This window comes from Ancylobacter sonchi, from assembly GCF_018390695.1.
GTDB lineage: Bacteria > Pseudomonadota > Alphaproteobacteria > Rhizobiales > Xanthobacteraceae > Ancylobacter > Ancylobacter sonchi.
Genome location: NZ_JAHBGF010000010.1, coordinates 24,278 through 44,077, shown reverse-complemented (window position 1 = coordinate 44,077; position 19,800 = coordinate 24,278). Strand labels below are relative to the sequence as shown.

Annotated in this window: 16 protein-coding genes; 11 read left to right on the top strand and 5 right to left on the bottom strand. The window is 63.2% G+C overall.

Annotation, left to right across the window (positions count from 1 at the left end; genetic code table 11):
* The first annotated feature begins 60 nt into the window (after positions 1-60).
* The 3 genes from KHC28_RS01770 to KHC28_RS01760 are packed head-to-tail and all read left to right on the top strand — an operon-like array spanning position 61 to position 2,764.
* Positions 61-1,269: an isochorismate synthase gene (locus KHC28_RS01770; RefSeq protein WP_214006613.1), complete on the top strand. Its 1,209-nt coding sequence runs from the start codon at positions 61-63 to the stop codon at positions 1,267-1,269.
* Complete coding sequence (locus KHC28_RS01765; protein WP_312893048.1) at positions 1,266-1,988, top strand: isochorismatase family protein; 723 nt, start codon at positions 1,266-1,268, stop codon at positions 1,986-1,988. The genes KHC28_RS01770 and KHC28_RS01765 overlap by 4 nt, the downstream gene beginning before the upstream one ends.
* The gene (locus tag KHC28_RS01760; protein WP_214006612.1) at positions 1,985-2,764 is read left to right on the top strand and encodes a 4'-phosphopantetheinyl transferase family protein; all 780 of its coding nucleotides are present in this window, start codon (positions 1,985-1,987) and stop codon (positions 2,762-2,764) included. Before KHC28_RS01765 ends, KHC28_RS01760 begins: the two co-directional genes overlap by 4 nt.
* Here KHC28_RS01760 and KHC28_RS01755 read toward each other — a convergent pair.
* Together KHC28_RS01755 and KHC28_RS27635 are read right to left on the bottom strand one after the other, a co-directional pair.
* Positions 2,731-3,591, bottom strand: coding sequence for a helix-turn-helix transcriptional regulator (locus tag KHC28_RS01755; protein ID WP_512699543.1), 861 nt, complete (start codon positions 3,589-3,591; stop codon positions 2,731-2,733). The two genes, KHC28_RS01760 and KHC28_RS01755, sit on opposite strands and share 34 nt — an antisense overlap.
* A gap of 429 nt (positions 3,592-4,020) precedes the next feature.
* Positions 4,021-4,152 (bottom strand): hypothetical protein, encoded by a 132-nt coding sequence (locus tag KHC28_RS27635; protein ID WP_281419061.1) that lies wholly within the window; start codon positions 4,150-4,152, stop codon positions 4,021-4,023.
* Between the two features lie 402 nt (positions 4,153-4,554).
* On the opposite strand from KHC28_RS27635, the gene KHC28_RS01750 reads away from it, so the two are divergent.
* The 5 genes from KHC28_RS01750 to KHC28_RS01730 are packed head-to-tail and all read left to right on the top strand — an operon-like array spanning position 4,555 to position 10,095.
* A complete protein-coding gene (locus KHC28_RS01750) occupies positions 4,555-4,758 on the top strand; it encodes a ribbon-helix-helix domain-containing protein (protein WP_214006611.1) in 204 nt (67 codons plus the stop codon).
* The gene (locus KHC28_RS01745) at positions 4,755-6,251 is read left to right on the top strand and encodes a DNA cytosine methyltransferase (RefSeq protein WP_214006610.1); all 1,497 of its coding nucleotides are present in this window, start codon (positions 4,755-4,757) and stop codon (positions 6,249-6,251) included. The genes KHC28_RS01750 and KHC28_RS01745 overlap by 4 nt, the downstream gene beginning before the upstream one ends.
* Positions 6,220-7,923: an McrB family protein gene (locus KHC28_RS01740; RefSeq protein ID WP_214006609.1), complete on the top strand. Its 1,704-nt coding sequence runs from the start codon at positions 6,220-6,222 to the stop codon at positions 7,921-7,923. The genes KHC28_RS01745 and KHC28_RS01740 overlap by 32 nt, the downstream gene beginning before the upstream one ends.
* Before the next feature lie 9 nt (positions 7,924-7,932).
* Complete coding sequence (locus KHC28_RS01735; RefSeq protein ID WP_214006608.1) at positions 7,933-9,591, top strand: DUF2357 domain-containing protein; 1,659 nt, start codon at positions 7,933-7,935, stop codon at positions 9,589-9,591.
* A 6-nt stretch (positions 9,592-9,597) separates the two neighbouring features.
* Positions 9,598-10,095: a very short patch repair endonuclease gene (locus KHC28_RS01730; protein ID WP_214006607.1), complete on the top strand. Its 498-nt coding sequence runs from the start codon at positions 9,598-9,600 to the stop codon at positions 10,093-10,095.
* A gap of 65 nt (positions 10,096-10,160) precedes the next feature.
* Here KHC28_RS01730 and KHC28_RS01725 read toward each other — a convergent pair whose 3' ends face one another.
* Positions 10,161-11,618 carry a DNA sulfur modification protein DndB gene (locus tag KHC28_RS01725; RefSeq protein WP_214006606.1) on the bottom strand — a complete coding sequence of 486 codons (1,458 nt, stop codon included), beginning with the start codon at positions 11,616-11,618 and terminating at the stop codon, positions 10,161-10,163.
* Positions 11,619-12,167: 549 nt separating this feature from the next.
* On the opposite strand from KHC28_RS01725, the gene KHC28_RS01720 reads away from it, so the two are divergent.
* The 3 genes from KHC28_RS01720 to KHC28_RS01710 all read left to right on the top strand — a co-directional run bounded on the left by KHC28_RS01720 (position 12,168) and on the right by KHC28_RS01710 (position 15,898).
* A complete protein-coding gene (locus KHC28_RS01720) occupies positions 12,168-12,509 on the top strand; it encodes a hypothetical protein (RefSeq protein ID WP_214006605.1) in 342 nt (113 codons plus the stop codon).
* Between the two features lie 237 nt (positions 12,510-12,746).
* Positions 12,747-12,983, top strand: coding sequence for a helix-turn-helix domain-containing protein (locus KHC28_RS01715; protein WP_214006917.1), 237 nt, complete (start codon positions 12,747-12,749; stop codon positions 12,981-12,983).
* A gap of 653 nt (positions 12,984-13,636) precedes the next feature.
* On the top strand, positions 13,637-15,898 hold the full coding sequence (locus tag KHC28_RS01710) for a hypothetical protein (protein WP_214006604.1): 2,262 nt from the start codon (positions 13,637-13,639) through the stop codon (positions 15,896-15,898).
* 398 nt (positions 15,899-16,296) lie between these two features.
* Here KHC28_RS01710 and KHC28_RS01705 read toward each other — a convergent pair whose 3' ends face one another.
* Positions 16,297-18,393 carry an ATP-binding protein gene (locus KHC28_RS01705; protein ID WP_214006603.1) on the bottom strand — a complete coding sequence of 699 codons (2,097 nt, stop codon included), beginning with the start codon at positions 18,391-18,393 and terminating at the stop codon, positions 16,297-16,299.
* Complete coding sequence (locus KHC28_RS01700; RefSeq protein ID WP_246564149.1) at positions 18,390-19,628, bottom strand: SIR2 family protein; 1,239 nt, start codon at positions 19,626-19,628, stop codon at positions 18,390-18,392. The genes KHC28_RS01705 and KHC28_RS01700 overlap by 4 nt, the downstream gene beginning before the upstream one ends.
* Positions 19,629-19,800: the final 172 nt, after the last annotated feature.

Here is a 19,800-nt window from a genome sequence, read left to right as displayed (position 1 = left end):
GACGGCACGTCCTCTCGCCGGGCCGCGATGGCCCGTCATCCCCCTCGCAGGAGATCGGCCATGAACATGCTGACACGCCTCGACCCTTCCGTCCGCGCCGATGCCACCGCTCCCCTTCCGCCGCCGGGCGGCCGGGAGACCGTCTTCGCGTTCCAGTCGCCGCAGGGCCTGATGCACGGCCTCGGCGCGGCGGCGCCACTCGCCTCCGGCCCGGTCGCCACGCTGGAGGCGCGCCTGACCGCCGCCTTCCACGCCGCCGGCGCCGACGCCGTGGTCGCCGGTGCGCTGCCCTTCGACCGCGAGGCGGCGGATTGCCTCTGGCAGGTCGCCCAGGTCGCCCGCCGTCCCGCCGGCACCGCCCGGCCCGTCCCGCGTCCGGCGATCTGCCGCAACTGGCAAATCCACCATCAGCCCGACGCCGCCGGCTATGCGCGGTCCGTGCGCCGCGCGCTCGACATCATGGCCGGCGAAGCCTCGGCCCCTGACGGGCTGAGGAAGGTGGTGCTGTCGCGCAGCCTCCTCGCCACCGCCGACCGGGACATCGATCTCGCGGCACTGTTCGCCCGGCTGGCGGTGGATCCGGCCAGCACCGCCTTCCTGGTGCCGCTACCGCCACGCGATGGGGTGAGCCGGGTGATGGCGGGTGCGACGCCGGAACTGCTGCTCGCCAAGAACGGCGCGCGCATCTCCTCGCATCCGCTCGCCGGTTCCGCCCGCCGTCGTCCCGGTGACCTCGCGGCCGACGCGGCGGCCGGCGCCGGCTTGCTGCGTTCGCGAAAGGACCGGCGCGAGCATGCCATCGTGGTGGAGTTTATCCTCGACACGCTCGCCCCCTGGTGCCGCCGACTGTTCCGGCCGCAGGGTCTGGCGCTCACCTCGACCGCCAGCATGTGGCATCTCGGCACCGGCATCGAGGGCGAGCTGAAGGACCCGGACGTCTCCGCCGCCGTGCTCGCCGCCGCGCTGCATCCGACCCCGGCGGTGTGCGGCGTGCCGCGCGAGAAGGCGGCCCGCCACATCGCCGCGCTCGAGGAGTATGGCCGCGACTTCTATGCCGGCACGGTCGGCTGGTGCGACGGCCGCGGCGATGGCGCCTGGTACGTCACCATACGCTGCGCCGAGATCGCCGGCCGGCAGGCGCGGCTATTCGCCGGGGCCGGCATCGTACCGGGCTCCGATCCCCTCGCCGAGGCGGAGGAGACCGGCGCCAAGTTCGCCGCGCTGCTCAACGCCCTCGATATCCCGCTCGACCATGAGGTGCGCCGGTGACCGCCGTCCTCTCCCCGGCGCCGCAGCAACCGCCAGCCGACGCCCCGCCCGCCGGGACGCCCGCCTTGCCGCGCATCGCCCCCTACAGGTTGCCGGAAGCCGCCGAGCTGCCGCCGGCAAGGGCAAGCTGGCGGCTCGCACCCCGGCGAGCGGCGCTGCTGGTGCACGACATGCAGCGCTATTTCCTCCGGCCGTTCGCAGCCGACGCCGCCCCGCTGACACCGCTGGTCGCCAACATCGCCCGGCTCATCGCCGCCGCGCGCGTGGTCGGCATGCCGGTCTTCTACACCGCGCAGGAGGTGCGACAGGACCGCCGCGACCGCGGCCTGCAGGCCGATCTCTGGGGTGCCGGCATGAGCGATCCGGCCGAGCACCGCCCCATCCTCGACGCGCTCGCCCCGGCGGGGGGCGACCTCGTGCTGGTGAAGCACCGCTACAGCGCCTTCCAGCGCTCCAATCTCGAGACGCTGATGCGCGTGCGCGGTCGCGACCAGCTCGTCATCTGCGGCGTCTACGCCCATATCGGCTGCCTGCTCACGGCGGCCGATGCCTTCATGCACGACATCGAGCCGTTCTTCGTCGCCGATGCGGTCGGCGACTTCTCCCGCGTGAAGCACGACATGGCCGTTTCCTACGTCGCGAACGTCTGCAGCGTGCCACAGACGACGGGCCAGGTGGAAGAGACATGCGGCGCTGCAACGGATCGGCACCGGCCATGAACTACCTCAACATCCAGCGCACAGACTCCGGACAGCCGTGGAAGCCGGCGACGCCGGAAACCCTCCGCCGTCTCGACCCCGGAGAGGTCCGGCTCTGGCTGGTCGAAAGCGGTCCGCACGAGGATCCGGAAGATGTCGCGCTGCTGGATCCCGGCGAGAACAGGCGCGCGGAGGCGTTCCGCACCCGCCCGCTGCGCGCCGCCTATGTCACGGCGCACGCCGCCCTGCGCCGGGTGCTCGCCGCCGAGCTCGGCTTGCCGCCGGCAGACCTTGCCTTCTCGATCGGGCCATGGGGCCGCCCCGGCCTCGACGGCGGCGATCTCGACTTCAACCTGTCGCATAGCGGCGATCTCGCCTTGATCGCCATCAGCCGCGGCGGTCCGGTCGGCGTCGACATCGAGGCGATGCGGACCGCTCCGCCCTATGAGATCGCGCCGGACGTCTTCTCCTGGGGGGAACTCGCCTTGCTCGCCGGGCTGCCGGAGGAAGAACGCCGCCACGCCTTCTATCGGCTATGGACGCGCAAGGAGGCCGTAGCCAAGGGAATCGGTTGCGGCCTCGATATGGACTTCCGCGCCCTCGACGTCCGCACCGACCCCGTCGCCGAGCCGGGAGATTGCAGCCGGCGCTGGCACATCCCGCCGCTGCCCGCCCTCGCCGGCTTCGCCGCCGCGCTGGCGCTGGCAACGCTTCCGGCGCGGCTCATCACGCTGCGCTATCCGCGTCTCGATGCCGGCCGCCCTCAGCGCCGCTTATATTTGGGCGGCACGCCATAAACCTTCTTGAAGGCGACGGAGAAGTTCGACGGATCGGTGTAACCGGCCGCATAGGCAGCCTGGGCGATGGTGATGCCATCCCGCTCCAGCGCGAGGCAGGCGCGCTCCAGCCGCTCCTTGCGGATGAACTCGAACACCGTCATCTGGAAATGTTCCTTGAAGTGCCGCTGCACGGAAGACACGCTCGCTCCGACCGCGAAGGCGATCTCCTCGATGGTGAGGCTGCGGTCGAGGTGCTTCAGCACGAAATCCCGCACCCGCTCGCTCTGCCGCCGGCTGGCGAGCAGTGGCCGTCGGCGCTCCTCCTCGTCGCCGGCCAGCGCGAGGCAGGCGAGGCACATGATGTCGAGCGCGCGCGAATTCCGGTGGAGAGAGCGCAACTCGCCCTCCAGCGACGGCGGCGGCGCCATGATCTGCTCGGCGAGCTGGCGGACTTGCCCGCTCGCCGGGAAGCTGAACTGCGACAGATGACGAGCCAGGAACGGACGCAGCACCGAGCTTTGCGCCCCTTGCGTGCGCATCAGCCATTCCATCCAGGGATGCGGTGCGGAGATCATGATCTTGCGCAGCGGGACATTGCTGTCATTGACGAAATGCAGACGCGAGAAGCGTGCGACATTGAGCATGAAAACCAGGGGACGCATGTCCTCGCCCGATCCCGCATCGATCCGGAAATCGCGATCGTCGATGACGAAGTGCTGCGCGCCGCGCAACAACACCATCACGATGAATTTCGGCCAGATTTCATACACATCGGAGTCGGGAGCGCAATTTGGCTCCCCATCAACGGTCCCTACAAACAAATGCTGAGGTATCGGCTTGTTCACGGCAGCACCTTAGAACGTCTCTCACATGCAGAATGACATATCGTGCCTAAATTGTGATTCCCGCCTGCCAATATTGGGCCAATGACTCTTCAGCATATACAAATCTTCGTCAAGTTTATCTTGCTCGTAGAGATCGATATTTAGAATTCTTCCGATTGTATTGCACGCGCCGGATCTGGAGGCCGTCATGCAAAGAGAGATCAGAGCGGTTACGATCTGCAGGCGCCTCCCGTGGGCTCAGCGGCGACCAGGTCGTCAGCTGTGTCGACAGGGTGAGAGGAGGCACCACGAGCCGATGCTGGAATTCCCGGCATCGGAGATGACCCTCGATCCACCCGTCGGTGTAATGGGACGCGCGCTACGCGGCTCGTAGCTGGAGAGGGTTCCGAAGCAGACGCTCGAAGGCGCCGCATCGGGTCATCTCCGGAATTAGACGAGTACCAGTCCCGCGAGAATGCCAAGCATGTGCTGCGGGCCATGAAAAAGAACGCCCGGCAAGGCTTCTATAATGGCTCCCGCCTGCCGCTTGGTTTCACCCTTGCCGTAGGAGTGGATCAGCACGCCGTGCGGATCCACGGATCAAGGACAGTGCTGGAGAGAGCCGTACTAGCCAACAAAGTCCCCATCCGGGTGCTCGCGGCTTTGTACAGAAGTGGCGCGCCGACCAAGGCGAAACAGCGAACACGTATGTTGTTGAAATTGCATTGGTTTAGAAGATGTGGACGAAAGGGAGACAATGACCGTTTGCGGGCGGCCTCTTTGTACAAACCCGCTCAACGTAAGAAGGGGCGATGCAGATTGCGATCGTCGTCAAGCATGATATTTTAGAACAAAATAGCAACACGCAGGGCGGAGCGGAGTATGGATTCCGTCAACGTGGACGTGCCCGGCTGCAATTGTGGTGCATGGCGCACCCATGTGATGCAGATTATGTGCTCGAATCATTGATGGGGATATCAAGCCATGTCGGCGCGGGGCAAATCGATTCGAACCTCGGTAATCCTCCCCCAGGATGCCCATGTCCGGATTCAGGGGCTCGCAAGCGCCAACGACGTATCCGCCGCCTGGGTGATCCGTCAGGCGGTTCTCAGGTTTCTCGATGATTATCACGGCCAGACCGAACTGCCGCTTCGCCTGCCTAAGGAAGTTCGGACGAGAGACCAATGACAGATCGTTTCACCCACAAGGCAGCCCGTCTCCGCGCGGGGGCTAAGCCACGCCTGCTAGATCTCTTTGCGGGATGCGGCGGACTTTCTTTGGGGTTCAAGGCGGCGGGCTTCGAGATTAGCGGCGCAGTTGAATTCGATCCCGATGCCGCGCGGTCGCATGGAATCAATTTTCATGGCGGTGCCGTAGAACATTGCATCGCACGTGATATCACACGCACCGATCCCGCTGAGCTCGCTGCTGACCTGCAGCTCGGCCCTTTAGAAGATGCCATCGACGTGATAGTGGGGGGACCGCCATGCCAAGCATTTGCACGGGTCGGGCGGCCTAAACTGCGTGAAATCGACGCGCATCCACAAGCTTTCCGGAATGATCCCCGCGCCCGGCTCTATCAGGAATATCTTCGGTACGTTGATGCCTTCCAGCCGCTCGCGGTGTTGATGGAAAATGTGCCTGACCTGCTCAACCATGGCGGCCAGAACCTTGCCGAAGAGATTTGCGAGGTGCTGGAGGCGAAGGGCTATACCTGCGGCTACACGCTCTTGAACGCGTCGTTCTACGGCGTGCCGCAGATGCGGGAGCGGATGTTTCTTATTGGCTACCGGCGCGAGGTGGCGCAGCGTGTAACCTTCCCAAAACCGAGCCATTGGATGACGTTGCCTCCGGGCTATGAGGGGTCGCGCGCGGTCGCGCTGAAGGTGCTGAACAGCCTCCTAGACGACGCCCACGACTATCTCGATCCGCCAAGCCCACGCCGCGACCTGATACCGGCCGTGACGGCAGAACAAGCGATCGGCGATCTTCCGCCAATCTATGCGCGCCGGCAGCTCGCCGCTGGCGTGCTGAAGCGGGGCGCGCGCCGTTTCAATGAGACCATTCCTTATGATCGGCGCCGGAAGCCTTCGGCCTACGCGTCAGTGATGAGGTCTTGGTCCGGCTTTGAGGCGCCCGCTGACGGCCTCTCAGACCATGTGATCCGGTACCTTCCGCGCGACTATGAGCTATTCGCGAGGCTCAATCCCGGCGACCAATACCCGCAAGCGCACCAGCACGCGATGAACATGTTGGAAGAACGCCTCGCTGAGCTGCGCCGGCAGGGACAGATGATCCGCACCGGCTCGGCCGAATATGAGCGGCTAAAGGATGCGATCGTGCCGCCCTATGATGCGAGCAAGTTCCCGAACAAGTGGCGCAAGATGTGGCGGGACCAGCCGGCGCGCACGCTCATGGCCCATCTGGGGAAGGATGGCTACAGCCATATTCATTACGACAGCGAGCAGTCGCGTACGATCTCCGTGCGTGAGGCGGCTCGGCTGCAGTCGTTTCCGGATGGATTCGTGTTTAGCGGGACAATGAATCCAGCGTTCCGCCAGATCGGGAACGCGGTGCCGCCGCTCATGGCGAGGGCGTTGGCAGAGACAATGCTTATGGCCATGAGAGGCGAGCGGGAGGAGACGGCGGATGAACCTCGCCGAGCGGCAGCAGCGATATAAGGCGGCGGTCAAAGCCAATCCCGCAGTGACTGGGAAGACCCGTTTCTCGGACGCGTTCGGATTTTCCAACAGCGCCAAAGTTGTGGAACGTGGTCTTTTCGCATTCAATGTGAATTTTGACGCCCTGTCGGGTGACGCCGATCAGGTTGTTGTGCATTGTCTGTTGAGGTTTCCACCAGAGGACGAAATTTATTTCTCGCTTTTTGTTAGGAGCGGCCTTGCGACGTTCCGGGAGAGATTGGCCGAGATGCGCGCGGCCGGTGTGTCGCGCCCGCGGGGCTCGGCCCGGGCCGCTGAAGAGGATGACAGAGACAGCGAGGAGGAAGATGCGAAGACGACCGCAGATAACTCCGCTCCGACCGCGATTTCTCCTGATGGCCTGAACTATACCGACAATAATAAGAACGTTAAGGGATACGTTGCTAAAGACGGGCTGCTGTACATCCGGAACAAAAACTTCTGGGATAGTCTCCCGGAAGATCTGTCCGCAATCAGCCGCCCCGTTCCGATCGATCAGATTGTATTCAGTATCTGGCCACCTGCGGCGTCAGCGCGGCGCAGCCTGCTTGCCCGGCAATTCGTAGGTTATCTCGGCAGCTTGGTTGGCCACGAGAAGGTACACGAGCTTCAAGTTTGGGAGGATGCCGCCGCGGTCAGTGTCGGGATGCGGCGGCTGCCGCAGACGCTTCCGGTCGGGGAGATCGAGGCGGCCGTCACAGCTCTGGGCGGGCACTATACCGGCGGCGAAGTGCGCCACTATCACGCCGCGCTCAATTTCCTTACCCACAAGCATTTCGTGATCCTTGCGGGCCTGTCCGGCACCGGCAAGACACAACTTGCCCTGAAGTATGCGCGGGCGGTGCATGGGCTGACGGCGGATGCTGCGGATCCATTCCTGGTAGTCTGCCCGGTGCGCCCGGAATGGACCGACCCGACCGGCCTCACCGGCTACTATGATGTCCTGTCGAACCGCTATGTGGTGCCTCCCTTTCTCGAAGCCGTTCTCGTGGCGACGGCGCACCGGGACTCGCCCGTGTTCGTCATTCTCGATGAGATGAATCTGGCTCGGGTCGAATACTATTTCTCGGACGTGCTTTCGGCGATCGAGACAGGGGAGCCTCTTCAGCTTCATTCCAGCGGCGTACCGCTGGAAGGCTCGACCGGGACCAGCGTCCCGGCGCAGCTTCCTCTGCCGGGGAATCTCTACATCACGGGGACGATCAACATCGACGAAACCACAAGCGCCGTCAGCGACAAGGTTCTCGACCGCGCACTGGTAATCGACATGTCGGCGGTCGATCTTGCGGGCTTTCTTGTCGAGTTCGAGGCGCGAGAGCCGGCGCTGAAGGACGCACGCGCCGCCTGCGAGAGCCATCTTCTCGCGGCGCAGGCGATCATGGCGCCTCACGGCCTTGGCTTCGGTTACCGTGTAGCGGAAGAAGTCGTTCGCTACCACGCCTTTGCCGCCGAACACCTGAAGGATGATGCTGCGGGCGTTACTGACGCCCTGATGGTGCAGAAGGTCCTAATCAAGCTCAGGGGGGCTGAACGCCAAAGGCCTATGCTCACGGAACTCCTGAAAGCGCTCGGCCCGCTTCCCCGTTCGCAGGCTTTTCTCAACCGTCTGGTGGCAGATCTCGATGAGTTTGGCTCGTTCCAGGCGACGCGATGAGGCCGCCCTATGCCAGCTCTGATGATGCTGAACGAGAGGACGGGCGCGGCGTGGCGGGTCTGGCCCGAGCCCGAGGTTATCGCGCCCGGCATGATTCAGGAAACCGGGCGGTATCTCTTTGAGCTGCGGAACAGTCCCGAAGCGCCCGACGCCGACCTTCTGATCGACGATGTGAAGCTGGAGGCGCTGCGGGCGCCGGCGCCGGATGCTGCGCGCTGGCGCTGGTCGCCGGGGTTCCATGCCGGGACGGTCGAGGCGGAGCTGCGCATAGCCGGGACGCCGGCGCGCCGCTTCGAAATCGTCACCGATGCCGATCAGCGCAAACTAACGCGCGACGATTTCGATGAAATGGTGCGGGAGATCCTCGGCGACACTTTCGCGCTTTTCTCGTTGAGCGGATTCCGTAAGGGCGTTGCACGCGGAAGCGGAACCCGGCCGCCCGGCATCGCGCGACTCGAGTTTCTGCGCGCGCGGGTCGACGAGCTAGAAGCGATCGTCGCCGGAATCGCACGCAACCCACGCCGACGCCTTGCCGCCGAAGATACTGCTGTGCCGTATCACCGCGCCAGCCGGGCGACCGGGCCGGAAGTGCTGCGCTCCTTCCGTGCAGGGCGTATTCTCCAAGAGCGCGACACGCCCTCGCGCCTTCCTGCGCCGCTCAAGGGATTCCTACCCGAGCACATCCGGGTCAGGCGCCGGCTCAGTTCACTCGACCTGCCGGAGCACCGGCAGATGGGAGCCTGCCTGCGGTTTTGGGCAGCGTGGCTGGCTGCAGCGGCGGAACTGCTCGAGCGCAGCCCGGCCGGTGGCGAGGCGGAACAGCGCCACAGCGCAGTTCAATGGGCACAACGCTGCCGTCGACTTGCCCGCCGCATAGGTCAGTTCGCAGGCTTGCCGCCCTTCGCAGAAGCCGGTGAAGCTCCGGCGCACCTTGTGCTCTCGGCCGTGTTCCGCAATGACCCCACCTATCGCCGTTTCTACAGGCTGTGGCAGGACATGAATCTCGGGATCGCCGCAGTATTCGGCGATTTCCTCAACTTGCCGCTTGCCCGGACTTTCGAGCTTTACGAGTTGTGGTGCTTCCTGCGCCTCGTGCGGGCCGGCGGAGAAGCGTTCGGGCCAGAAGGACTAGAAGTTGGCGACCTGTTCATCGCTGATGCTGCCGGGGGAGTGACGTTGGCAGCTGGCGCTGTCACCGTGCCCGTGGGGGGCGGCTGGAAACTCTGCTTTCAAAAGCAGTATCGCGAATTCTGGAAAGAGCCGGACGGGCGCGGCTCGATGAGCCGTACCATGGCGCCCGATATTGTTGCGGCGCATTCCACGGCTGCAGGCGGGACGGCAGACCGGCTGATCGTGCTCGATGCAAAGTACCGTATCGAGGAAGGCCTGAACGACGCCTTGAGTTCAATCCACACCTACCGCGACGCGCTTGTGCGGGAAGTCGAGACGGGAGGTGTGACTGGAATTGTGAGCGCCGCCTATCTGCTCGCCCCCTATGTTCCGTCGCTTGTCTCAGGCTACAGAGATACGCAGTTGCCGGGCCGGCTTTTTCACCCCGAATACCGGGCCGGATTCCGGTTCGGCGCCGTGACACTGCGGCCGGGCATGAGCACAGGCGAGATCGGCAGGGCGCTGCAAGCGGTCGTGGCCGACGCTACCACGACGTGACACGCCATGCCGGATGTGCTCTCGCCCGAACAGCGCAGCCTGAACATGAGCCGCATCCGCGGCCGTGACACCAAGCCGGAGCTTCTGATCCGGCGGGGGTTACACGCGACCGGCCTGCGGTTCCGTCTGCACCGGCGCGGGCTGCCCGGTCGGCCCGATCTGGTGTTCCCGCGGCACCGAGCCATCATCTTCGTGCATGGCTGCTTTTGGCACGGACATCAGTGCCCAATGTTCCGGCTGCCAGCGACGCGTGCCGAATTCTGGGCTGGCAAGATCGGCAGCAACTCCGCGCGCGATCGGCGTGATCGGGAGGACCTCGCCGCTGCGGGCTGGCGCGTGCTCACCGTATGGGAGTGCAGTCTCAAAGGACCTGCGCGGTGGCCCCTCGCGGACGTGATCTCCTGCTGTGCGGCCTTCGTCAGAGGCGATCAAAACCGCATAGAACTTGCCGGTGCATGGTCGGAACGATCGGGCTTGAAGAGCGGCCACCAACCCGACAGATGATGCCGCGCGCACAAACGCAATGAGTTGGCGGACCTGTCAGCGGTGACTGACAGGTCCGCTTTGACTTAGGCTTCGCGGCGGCTAGGCAGCTCAAGCTTCCAGCGGATCATATCCGCCAGAAGCGGGAAAATGTCATTGTGCTTTGCGCCAAAGCGGAAGTAGTCGCCCTGCATCGCTCCAATATCGCGGTTGGCGGTGCCGTTTTCGTCCGGCAGATAACCGGCTAAGCCGCTGAGTCCAGCATTAAGACGCTCGTCTTCGCTCATCTGATAATAGCGCCACATCGGATTCTCGTGGCTGAAATCGATTTCTGGGATTCCTGCAAGGAGACGAGCGTAAAGCTCTTCGGCATTTTCAGGCCGACGATTGTTAAAGTTCAAATCGTAGGTGAGCTTCGCAAGCGCTTTCAGGATTACCGGCTGCGCTGCGACGGTCTTTTCCTTTGCACACTCGTCTCCGAATCCCGGAATTTGGACGATCTGCCCCCAGAGTTCCAGAACGGTCGTCTCGCGAGGCTCGATGATAGCCGGCGTCGCTCCGGCGATGTTCCCTTTGTTGAGAAAAGCGATTGCGTTAATTGCAACTACATCCTTGAGCACAAGGGCCCCGGTATCGAGCGACCAATCCTTTACTTCGGTGTCAATAATCCGAATTCCAAGGTCATCAGTCAGCTTGTGTTTGATAAAGTGTGTGACCGGATTCGAGCCATCGAACTGAAACGCAAGCGATGCGTCTACCTTCTTTCCGAGCCTGTTCAGATCATGAAAGAGCTGACGCTCCTGATCGATGTCGAGCCCGAGATGAACTTCCACAGTTAACGTCGCGAATGCGCGTGCGGCTTCATAAGCTTCCGTCCAGACCAGCATGTCGGCATCGCTGACCGGCTTGCCCTTCTCAAAGAACAGCACTGCCCCCTTGCCAGGGTAGCGACCAGTTTGACGGACGGAGTCGAGAAAGTTCATTGCCATTTCAGCGGCATGACGGCGATGCTGGCCGTCAATCACCCACAGAATGTGCCTCTCCGACAAAAACACCTTGAACCCAGCGGTTTCGCCGCTTTTGGTTTCAAGACGGAGGCCACGGATGCCGCCCGCCCCTGTTCCGCCGGGCGGAACATCCCGTATGTTGCAGACGATCGGCTGAAGCGAGAAATAAGGCTGCTCACCAAGCGCACGAAGCACCGAGTCGAACGCTTCGGACACGTCTTTTCCAAGGGCAAGCCGCCGCATCTTTGCGGCCGAGACCAGCCCTTTGACCATATAGACGGCAAGCTTCTTGGCGTGCCCTTCGTCGAGGGGACGCTGCGCGACAGGGCCGTGTTCGCGATCATTTGCGACGTCCGAAATGTCGTAGAACTTCCGGAAGGGCACTGCCATCGTGAAGACGCGGTGACCGAGGTTATGGCCAATGAAGACGTTGAACGGCGTCTCGTTCACATCTCCGCTGTCAGTTAGGACATCAAGCGTATCCAGCTCCTGGGGAGTCTGGAGGGGAATGGGCAGTTCACCCGTTCTGGGATACATCGTTAGCTCCTTGTTCCACGTTGCGCTTGACGTGATGACTGGCGGTTACTCGTCGGCGCAATGAGAGCATGGCCCATGGGAGGCGCTTTCGTCAATGAAAAACCTCCCATGGGATATTTTTATATCTCCCCCGCGCATTCTCAGTCTGATCGTGCGTCGGAGGCCCCAGTCGGCGTTGCAGAATAGGGGGCTCTCTACCTCAAAGCGTTGATCTTCCGGCGCACCGGTATCCGCCCGTGCGCTTCATAAACCCAGCGGATGCGCCGCCTCAAAACGAGCGCATGACCGTCATCCTACAGGCTTCCCGCACCTGCAGTGCTGCTTGAAGCTATGTTTTCGACTACGTTTTGGCACTGTGGTTTGCATCAAGCACGCAACATCTCTGCGCATGCGCCGCACCTCCGGCCACGGAAACTGCCGCCCCTCGGCGCCATCAGCACCGATTGCGATCAGCACATCGAGCTTTGCAGAGAGGCCGCGCAGAGACGTCGCGTCTGCCGCAAGGAGCCTTGCGACCAGACACTCTTCATCGGCGGAAGCCGCCTCCTCTTGCTGCCGAGCGACGGAGTAGCCGATGGCGCGATCCGCGTCGTCCCAGCGCTGCTGATGTGCGCGCAGCACCGCAGCGACTTCGGCGCGCCGCATGCACAGCGACGGGAGATCGGCCGCCAGCTCATCGAAGTGCCGCAGAGAGCTGACCCGCACCGGGGACGGCAGTTCGGCTACAACAAGAACTACCTGCGGAAAGCCGATTGTCCGCGCGAGCTCGGATTCCAATCTCTGCTGTTTCCGGCACAGAGCGAGCGTCCGCCGATGCGCGGCTCGCCATCGTTTCCATGCAAGGACGGCGGCATCTATTTCGCTGTCGTCCTGCGGCGCGGCCGCAGCTGAACTGTTGAAGGAATTGCTGCCGACTGTCAGGAGGGCGGCAGACAGAACGTCCCTCCGGGATGGCCGGGACAGACTCGTGCTAATCTCAGAATCAGCCATGATCCGAGCTCCAAGCAGCCTGGGTTGTGGTCAGGCCGGACATCGTGTTCCCGCACTTTGTCCGGCCGCTTGCACGGCGAAGCCTACATGAAGATCGAGCATGACGGAAGATATTCGCCACCAGATGGCGATTTTGTAATGAGCCCGATTCAGTGCCGAATGGCACGCACGGCGTTGAATTTCAGCGTGCTGGACCTCGCTCGTGCCGCCGAGGTTTCGTCCAACACTGTGGTTCGGTTTGAACGCGGGGAGGCGTTGAAGGCGGCCACAGTTGAGCGCCTTCAAGCGGCGTTCGAAGCTGCTGGCATCGACTTCATTCCGGAGAATGGTGGCGGTGCCGGTGTGCGCTTCCGCAAACCATCAGCGTCGGAATAAGTCTCAGCGACCGGAGCTCCAATGCAAGACCGATGCGGCTTGGGCGCGATTTGGCCGCAGTTCCTTTGCAGCTTCTCTGCACCGCGACCGCCGATCTGTAGCAGTTCGGCTGCGCATCACCGACAGCAGTTTCACGTTAGGCATGGCGATGAATGGCTACGTCGCTGCTCATGCGGCGGCCTGTGGAACACCCAGTTGGCGTATTTTCGGAGAACTTGAGGTAAATTCGGTAGCTCTAGGCGCCTATGTCGCGTTGTCTGCCGCTTTGTCATAGTATCGCAGCGATGTGACGTGCTCTTATTTGTGTCCGGCGAAGCAGGGCAACTTGATGGCAGGATAAAAGCGCGCACATTGCGCGGCGGTCGGGCCGTTGATTTCGTAGAATATTTTATAGATCTCGGCACATTGCGCCGCTGGACAGAAATGTGTGGGCTTCACGAAGATCTTGTTGGCTGAACGCTTAGCCGCACATTGGCATCGTCTGATGCCCGCCGAAGGCTATCGCCTCCTGGTTTTGGATCGCGAGGACTGCCACTTCTGGATCGTAGCCGAAAAAACGGCTTCTCGGCAGAAACGCCGCCCTTAATCGAGGCGAGTCGCCTCCCCATAACGTGCCTGCACTGATGCCGATGCCCCGTACGAGCTTCGCGCGCATGTTGGTGAAGTTCTGCCAGCAGCGTGCACCGACCGTGCTGTCGCCTCGCGACGCCGACCTGTTCCAGAACTGGCTCCTCGATCTCCTCGCCGCGCGCGTGCCACCGCCCCTGGCGGAGCGCGATTATGACTGGCACGCGATCGCTCACGCCTCCGGTGTGGATCACGCCGATCTGCAGCGCGCCGGCCCCGTTCTTGCGCCCGGCCTTGATGCACTGCGCCGTGAACTGGCGCGCCGCGGCCACGTCACGGTGAAGCGTGCCGCGGCGCGCCGGGCACCGCCGAGCTCGGAGCGGGGCAACCCCCATCGGGGCGCCGACCAGCCGGAAGCTATGCCGCGCCGACGCGGCCCTCGGGCGAAGCCCATTATCGAGTTCCCTGAGAGCGACGGGCGGCCCTGGACCGACCCTCCCTCATTCGCCGATGCGCTCGACCTTCACATGCGCCGCCATGGCGACACGGCCAAGCATCTCGCCCGTGTCCTTGAGGCGAGCGCGGCCCAGGTCGATGCCACGGCACTCAATCTGTGGCGCCGCGGCGTGAAGGTGCCGCGCGCCTCGCGAAGTCTCGCGGCGCTGGAGCTCATCGAGCGGCGCTACCGCCTGCCGCCCGGCTACTTCCGCTCGAAGCTGCCGAACGGAGACCGCTGCACCTTGGCGGGCACCATCGCCGGCATCAGCCGCGCGGAGCGGCGGCGCCTCGCCTGGCACCTGCCGCATGATTTTGACCGCCGCCCGTTGAGGGAGAGGGAGGAGATCCTCGACTGGGTGCAGCGCGTGGTGATTTCGGGAACGACCGACTATCGGCGCTTCCAGGCTGCCGCCATGAAGCAGCGCTACTCGATCCGCTTTCCCGGCCTGCTCGACCAATCCTCCCGGCCGCGCGGGGTGTACCGGTTTTGCCGGGAAGAGGATGGATCGCTGCCGGATCCGGACCTCGCGAGTGCGGCGCTCGATGCGCCGCCACAGCTGGCCGAGGAGATGGCGGACCTTGTCCGGTTCAAGACGGCGACCCTCACGGCGTTTGGCTATCAGCGCAACGGCGTCTGGGGTGAGGAGACGGCGTCGCAGAAAGTCGAGCATCTCGGTCTGATGTTCGGTGCGCTGACAGCGTCACCCAGCGGCGCGGTCCATGGCTTTGGCGTGCCGCCGGAGAATCTGAGCTTTGGCCTTCTGGTCTTCCCGATCGTGTGGGACTGGTACATTCAATGGCGGGAGCGTCGGCGCGGCTTCTACACCGCGTGGGAAGTCGACATGCTGCGGATCGCTGCCGCGCTCACCCGCGCCGAGACGGGTTGGCTGCGGCAGAACCCGCAGTTAGCAGAACGCATCCGTCCTATTCCCAATCTGATCACCGAGCGCGACGTTGCCGCTGCCCGTGCTGACTGGGACGCGGCCTGCGAGCAGATGCATCGCCATGGCCTCGCCCGCGCACGGGAGGTGCAGCGCGTAGCCCGTATCCATCGTGATCCCTTCGAGCCGATCATCGCGGTTCTGGAGGCGGACAGCCCGGTCGCCGAGTATCGCAAGATCACTGAGGAAATCCTGCGCTTGATGCCGGACGAGAAGCGCTACCCGCGCGCCGCGGCCGAAGCGGTGCGGGCCTTCCTGATGCTGCGGCTCGGCCTGCATCTGGGGCTGCGGCAGAAGAACCTGCGTCAGCTGCTCGTCTGTCCGCGCGGCCGGCTACCCACCTTGGAGCGCCGCCTCGCCGAGCTGAAGCGTGGCGAGTTGCGCTGGAGCGAGCGCGACCAGGGATGGGAAGTGCTCATCCCGTCCGTCGCCTTCAAGAACGCGAACTCGTCCTTCTTTGGGAGCAAGCCGTTCCGGCTGATCCTGCCGGACCTCGGCGGCCTCTATCACTATCTCGACGCCTATATCGACCGCCACCGCCGGGTACTGCTGAAGCATGCTGCAGACCCAGGCACGCTGTTCGTCAAGACGGTGAAGCTGACCAGCAAGGATGCCGCGTACTGCCAGAACACCTTCTATGAGGCCTGGCGTCTGGCGATCCAGCGCTATGGCATCCACAACCCCTATACCCGTCGTGGTGCCATCAAGGGCCTGCTCCCGCACGGCCCGCACAATGTCCGGGACGTGCTCGCGACCCATATCCTCAAGACGACCGGTTCCTATGAGCAGGCGAGCTACGCCATCCAGGACACCCCCGAGATGGTCGCCAAGCACTACGGGCGCTTCCTTCCGCAGGACAAGGCCGCCCTCGCGGCGCAGATCCTCAACAAGGTGTGGGAAGCGGCGTGAGGGGCAGAGGGAACGATGCGCGCCTCTCTTCGCAGCCTACGCACCGCGATGGCACGTTACCGTATGGGCAATCCGCTTCCGCAGCAGACAGATGCGGACAGCGGCGTAAGGGGCAGATTGACGAGCCGCTCACTCAGGTGAGGAACGGTGCAATCGGGGCGGGGAGCGGACAGGCAGCCCTCGATTACCCATGCGCATGAAGCGGACGGTCGTTAAGCTTGGTTTCGAGATCTGAGTCGACAGATCATCCCGTCGGCCGCTGGCGACGAGGTCATATGCTGAGCTAGCGCGCGTGCTGCTCGATGACATTCAAACATTGGTGCGCTGTCAGAACGGATGATTCGAAAAGACGTCCACCCTTGTTCGCCAAGTGAACTTGCCGAGCTCCTCGCCTAGGGTCAGGCGGGCGGATCGCCGGTCCAGTCCTGCACGAGCGCAGGCCAGTCGATCACGCGCGGGCTCTTACCGGTCCACACGTCCCAGAAATCAGGGTCTGAGGATTGAGGCCGATGTTCCTCGGCCAGTTCGTCCATTTCAACCAGCAAAGGGATCGGCGTCGCCCAACCGAGAAGCACGGCCTGACGCGATGGCAGACTGGGAAGCTCCTTCAGCAGACCCGCAACATTATCCGGAACAAGCCGTGCGACCAAAGCCTGGTCAAGGTCATTCACGATCCGATGAAGCAGGAAGGTGTTGCACTGGGCAAGGATGGTCGGCGAGAGTTCGGACGGTCGCTGGGAGGATAGCATGAGGCCCAAGCCGAACTTTCGTCCTTCGCGCGCGATCTTTTCAAACGTCTCGCGGCAGAGTTGCGCGGGGTTCTCAGGAGCGCCCTCATCGTTCCCGCCGCGGCGAATAAAGCTATGCGCCTCTTCTAGCACCAGCGTCGTGGGAAGCGGCTTTCCGTCCGGATGCAGCCGTCTGTAGCGCTGCAATGCCTCGAAGGTCAGTCGGCCGAGCACGGCGACAACGATATGGATGATCTCGGAGGGAACGAGCGAAAGATCGATGATCGCCACCTGACCGTTCGCCGACGCGTTGCTGCCGATTAGGTCGTCGAGCCAAGTATCGAAGCTGATCTGCGGTTCGCTTCCGACAACCTGACCGAGCCGAGGATCTGCCATCATTCCCCTGATTCGCATGCCAAGCGTGCTGATGAAGCCCGCAAGCCCGCCGCCTTCGGTCGCGGCGATCCGCTCAAGGTGATCCGGCAACATCTGTACGTCGAAGGGGATCGGCGCATCCTCGGTGATCTGCGCGACCGCCAAGGCATCCTCGACCTGATCGAGGAATGATTGCAGGGCAGCCTGAACGGATTCGATTTCCGCGACGGTGAAGCTGTTGAACCAACCGTTGTTTCCGCGGCGATTGTTAGCGACGTCCCGGATGGTCGCGGCAATGTCGGTAAGCGTTGCCGCAGGGTCGCCGTCGAGCCGCGCGCTCATCGCGTCGCAATCCGCCGCCATGTTGTCCAGCAGGTCGCCGCATTGGCGTCGTGGCCCGGCATCGCCCGCAAACGCTGCCGGCCCGCGCGCAAGCAAGGCATCGACGAGCAGCCTGTACGAGTAGATGTGCCGACGAACCAGCGCCTCCGCCGGCACGCCGGAGAGATTGCCGCTTTTCAGGTCACGGAGGGCTTGGAGCAACAGCGGTCGCTGCGCGCCCGGTCGGGCGAACGACACCGCCGTCCATTCATGGCCGTTCCAGAGCCAGGCCGGCAGGCGCAGTGCTCGCTCACCCTTCTGATCGTCGACGGGTGGCACACGGAACAGGCGGACATTGTCCGCGCGATCGGCGAACGCCTTGGCATATTCTCCGTTGGGGTCGAGAATGATGAACCGAGCGTTCGGCCCTTGAGCCGGGTTTGTAAGCGCAGTTTGAGCGGCGTCGAGCGACCATCGGATTAGACCTGCAACCGAGCAGGACTTGCCGCTGCCGGTGTTGCCGAGCACAGCGACGTGCCGCCCGAAAATCTTGTCCGGATCGACCATGATCGATGTATTCGCGGCAAGCGGCGAAGAGCCAATCCGGACGCGGCGGTCCCTGTCCTTTGCACCAACGATTGCTGCGATCTGCTCGGGCGTCGGTATGAGAATCTGATCGCCGACCGACGGAAAGGCGACAACGCCGCGGCTAAGGTCATAAACACTGGTGCCTGCGCGGCGGTCGCGGCGCACCGTCAGCGTCCCGATCGGCGTGAGTGCCATTTTTCGCAGCGGGAACGGCAGATCGATGAGGCCGAAGTCCTTCAGCCCCGAGCGTTTGGGAAATGGCGAGCGTTCGATGCCGATCCAGGTGACGTAAGCCACGGTCGCGCCGGCCTCATTGGGTATCAAGACATAGCTGTTGAGGCGGGGAAAACTGGTCGGCGTGCCTGTGTTGAGCGCGGTGGATTGCGGAGCGTCGAGATCGAGCATGACGCGGACTTCATCTGACGAGATGGACTCGACCGTACCGATGACAAGCTCGGACAACCGCTCGATAGGAGAGCTCATGCGGCACCGCCCGGTTGAGCCGGCGCATCCGCAGCCGGCGCCGCGACAACAACCGGCGCTTCGGTGAAGGCTCGGTTCTTCAGGAGCTCCGACATCCTTCCGGTGATATAGTCGAGCGCGGGTTTTGGCAGATAGTCGTCGACCAGACGCTGAAGGCTTCCGAAATGGCGGCCGGCAAGGAGGCTGACCTGGGCCGCCCGGGTTTGCGCCAGGAACCCCTTGATGCGATCGTCGAGATCGAACGCGATGATTACTAGATGCGCCGACGGCACCGAGAGCATGTCGAGTAGCACGCGGTTGATATGGTCGTCACCGAAGCCATAGCCGTAGGTAACAACGACGGAATTTGGCTTGCACGTTGCAGAAGCGAAATCACGAAACAGCTCGGCATAGGGATATTGGGTGGTCTCGACATCTTTCGCAGGATTCGGATAAATCATGACGGTATCAACGGGAGAGTCCGGCAGGCTTGGGTGATCCTCCGCCGCACCAAAGGGGGTTTCTGCACGATAGATGCGCCGCGTAGCCTCATCGAAGCGCCAGTCGAGACTGCCGTGTAACTTCGTCAGGCGAACGACGCCTTCCATGAAGCGCGGTTCGCCACGGATCCCTGGCGGATTATAGTGATAATCCAGCTCGATACGGGTGTTACGGAATAAGGGTCGCAGGGTGCCTACGAACCGATCGATGATGCGCAGGCCGGCATCGTCGCACCCGCGTTCGATTAGTCGGTCATAGTTGGTCGTGAAGACGTGCAGGCGTTCGCGTGACGCCGCACGGCTGGCAAAGCTTAGAAGAAAGGACTGAAGCATGGCGGAGGCTGGCGCGCTGTCGGCGTTGGCGATGCCCCGTTCGGTCGCAAGCAGTGAATTTAGAAAGGTCTCAATCGCGGTGTTGATGTCGGCACGAACAGCGTCCGCAGCATCCTTATCGATGATATCGAGCCCGTCGAGAACAGCGATGGCGCTGCGCAGCTGATCCTCGATATTGGCTTCGCCGCGCCCCATCTTCTTGGCGCTGGCAGCAGCATGGTCCATGATGGCCTTGGCATGGGCAGAAGTGCCCGCGGCGACATCCATTCCTGTAGCGGCTACCCCCGCGGCGAACGCGACAGATGTCGTGAAGCCACTGCCAAGCAGCAGATTCAGATGCTCTGCCTGAAACACCGCCGACAGCCAGGGTTCGATCCGGCGACGGTGAAGTGCGACGAACTGATCGAGCTCATCGGCGTCCATCGGGATATCGTCGAAGGTCTCGGTCGAAGATCCCACTCGGTAACCGTGCGCTTTCCACTCCATACGTTCCCCCCGACTTCTATGTGTGAAGTTGTGCCACAACCGATCCGGTCGACCGAGACAGAATTGCTCCGAAATTCGAGAACGATGTGCGCGATGCGCAGACCGCCGA